Raw genomic sequence first — 3,497 nt, 5'->3', positions numbered from 1 at the left:
TCATAAAACGGCTTCAACTGCGCCTCGGCCTGCACCCGCACCCCCATCACATCAATCTCGTAGGTGCTGGCCAGTACATCGGCCACAGTCTCGCCCACGCATGGCACATACCCCATCCCAAGTGCGGCCCCCACATGGTGGCCATAGCCGCCAGAGCTCAGATGCCCTACAACCTTGCCATCCCGCAAAATGGGTTCGTTGTGATACAAGAGTGGCTCGGGATCGCGGAGTTTGAATTGCACTAGTCGCCGCTCCAACCCTGCGTCACGTTTGCGCATCACGGCGTCGCGGCCGATGAAGTCAGCTTTGTCGGTTTTCACGGCAAAACCGAGCCCGGCCTCAAGCACGTGATCCTCAGCCGTGATATCGTGACCGAAGTGGCGGAACCCTTTTTCCATACGCGCCGCATCCATCATATGCATCCCGCAAAGTTTCAGCCCCATGTCCTGTCCCGCCGCTTGCAGCACCTCGAACACATGGCCCGCCATGTCAGTCGAGACATAGACCTCCCAGCCCAGCTCACCCACATAGGTGACGCGATGGGCGCGGGCCAGACCCATGCCAATCTCGATCTCTTGCGCGGTGCCAAAGGGGTTCACATCATTGCTGAAATCATTGGGCGACACCGCCTCAAGCAGTTTCCGGCTGTTCGGCCCCATGACGGCCAGCACGCCTTCGCCTGCTGTCACATCGGTGATGACCACGTTGAAATCGCCCTGATGGCGCTGCATCCACGTCTGATCCGCCAGACGCGTCGCGGCAGGTGTCACGACCAGATAGGCCGTCTCAGACAGACGGGTGACAGTCACATCAGCCTCGATCCCTGCACGGGAATTCAGAAACTGGGTATACACAATCTTGCCCACCGGCACGTCGTATTGACCGCCACCGATATGGTTCAAAAACGCCGTCGCATCGCGCCCCTCAACACGGATTTTCCCGAATGAGGACATATCATACATCCCCACGTTGGTCCGGATCGCATCCAGCTCACCCGCAACATTGCCAAAGAAATTCTGCCGCTTCCAAGAGTATTCGTAGGCCGGGGTCTGCCCCGGCAAGGCGAACCAGTTCGCCCGCTCCCAACCTGCAAGCTCGCCCATGACAGCACCCTGATCCAACAGATGCTGGTGGAACGGTGTCCGCCGGACACCGCGCGCGGTGGCCTTTTGGCGGAACGGGAAATGGTCGGCATAAAGCAGCCCCAGCGTTTCCTTCGAGCGTTCAAACAGATAGGTCTTATTGCCCTGAAACGGCTGCATCCGGCCAATATCCACATCGCCCAGATCAAAGGGCTTTTCGCCCGCATCCATCCATTGCGCCAGCGCCATGCCCGCACCACCTGCTGATTGAATGCCGATCGAATTAAAGCCCGCAGCGACCCAGACGTTGTCCATCTCGGGCGCCAGCCCCAGATGATAGGCATCGTCCGGTGTGAAACTCTCGGGTCCGTTGAAAAACGTATGTATGCCTGCCTCTGCCAGCATTGGCATCCGCGCAACGGCAGCCTCAAGGATCGGCTCGAAGTGGTCGAAATCCTCGGGCAGTTGGTCGAATTCGAAATCCGCAGGAATGCCGTCCATCGCCCAGGGCTTCGCATTTGGCTCGAACGCGCCCAGCAGGATTTTGCCTGCGTCTTCCTTGTAATAGGCGCATTCATCGGGGACGCGCAGCACGGGCATCTGGGTCAAGCCCGCAATCGCTTCGGTCACGATATAGAAATGCTCGCAGGCATGTAGCGGTACATTCACCCCCGCCATTCGTCCCACCTCATGGCCCCACATACCGGCACAATTCACGATCATATCGCAGGTCAGCGTGCCGCGCGCGTCACCGCTCACCCAGTCCACAGACTGCACACGGCGCCCCGCCTTGTTGATCTTGGTCACCTTGGTGCGTTCGGCCACCACAGCGCCCTTCATCCGTGCGCCCTTGGCCAGCGCCAGCGCGATATTGGCCGGATCGCCCTGACCATCTTTGGGCAGATAGACACCCCCCGTCACACCGTCGATATTCAGATGCGCGTAGCGGTCCTTGATCTCGCTGGGCGAGATTTCCTCAATCTCGACCCCGAAGGCCCGCGCCATCCCCGCCGAGCGTGACAGTTCTTCGCGCCGCTCCTCTGTCAGCGCCACGGTGATCGACCCCACGCGCTTGAAACCGGTCGCGACACCTGTTTCATCTTCCAGATTGCCATAAAGCTCTTGGCTGTATTTCGCGAGCTTGGTCATATTCGCGGTCGCGCGCAGCTGCGCGATCAATCCGGCAGCATGCCATGTGGTGCCAGAGGTCAGCTGTTTGCGTTCCAGCAGCACCACGTCTTTCCATCCCAATTGGGCCAGATGATAGGCGACGGAACAGCCAATGACGCCCCCCCCGATGATGACCACACGGGCATGATTTGGAAGGTTTGTCATGGCATTTTATCCTATTTGCCGATCAGTCGGCCGTTATGGTGCGGTAATTTGATGTCCGGCGGCTTTGATCTCTTCCGCCAGCTTCGCGATATGCGCAGGCCCGACCTCACAGCAGCCCCCGACAATCGTGGCGCCCTGATCAATCCAGCCCATCACGAAATCTGCGTATTCCTCGGGCCCAAGGTCCTTGCGCGCGGTCAGCGCATCGACCGTGGGTTTGTCACCCAGGAACCCTTCGCTGATCTTGGTAAACCCATTGGCATAGCCGCCGAAGGGTTTGCCGGATGTTGCCAGAATACCCATGGTGGTACTGATTGCTTCCGGCGAAGAGCAATTCGCCAGAATTGCACTGGCATCCCCCGCTACGGCAAAGACATCTGCCACAGGTTCACCCGAGCGCAGTTTCGCGCCATCATTCTCATCCACTGTCAGCGCCAGCCAGACGGGTTTGCCTGTCGGGACAGCGGCCTCAAGGATCGCACGGGCATGGGCAACAGAGGCGACCGTTTCACAAATGAGAATGTCGACATGCGGTGCCAGCATATTGGCAACCTCGGCATAGGTCGCCACAGCGACATCATGCGCAGGCATCAGATCAGGACGGTAGGACGCGCGCAGGGGTCCGATAGACCCCGCCAGAACACCAACACCTTGCGCCTCGTCAAGTGCTGCTTTTTGCAGGTTGGCAAAGTGATCTTCCATACCGGTCCCTTCGAGCCTGTCGCGCAGAACGGCATAGGTGTTGGTGGTATGGACCGTCGCGCCTGCAGCGCGGTAGTCGGCATGCACCTGCGCCACCAGACCGGGGTGGTCAATCATCACCTGTGTGGACCAAAGCGGTGTGGGCCGGTCACCGGCACGATGGACAAGCTCCTGTCCCATGCCGCCGTCAAGAAGGATGATATCTGTCACGAAATGTGTCTCCGAATGTTATAGGTCCGATGGGCAAGATCATGCCCTGATCCGGCTATTTTCCGGATCCCAAAGAGGCCGATCCTCTTGAATCGTCGCTATATAACGTTCGCCATAGATATCAACGTGAACCTTTGCCCCCGGCACAGCGGCATCCGCGCGCAGCAT

2 protein-coding genes are annotated in these 3,497 nt (G+C 59.1%); both read right to left on the bottom strand.

The features are described from left to right. Positions 1-2,417, bottom strand: a 2,417-nt coding sequence (locus tag VGP75_RS10645; RefSeq protein ID WP_327543642.1) for a GcvT family protein, incomplete at its 3' end; no start/stop codon positions are given. A 33-nt stretch (positions 2,418-2,450) separates the two neighbouring features. Next, positions 2,451-3,329 carry a homocysteine S-methyltransferase family protein gene (locus tag VGP75_RS10640; protein ID WP_327543641.1) on the bottom strand — a complete coding sequence of 293 codons (879 nt, stop codon included), beginning with the start codon at positions 3,327-3,329 and terminating at the stop codon, positions 2,451-2,453. Positions 3,330-3,497 lie beyond the last annotated feature (168 nt).

This window comes from Yoonia sp. (assembly GCF_036007805.1).
Lineage (GTDB): Bacteria > Pseudomonadota > Alphaproteobacteria > Rhodobacterales > Rhodobacteraceae > Yoonia.
This window is presented reverse-complemented; position numbering and strand designations above follow the sequence as displayed.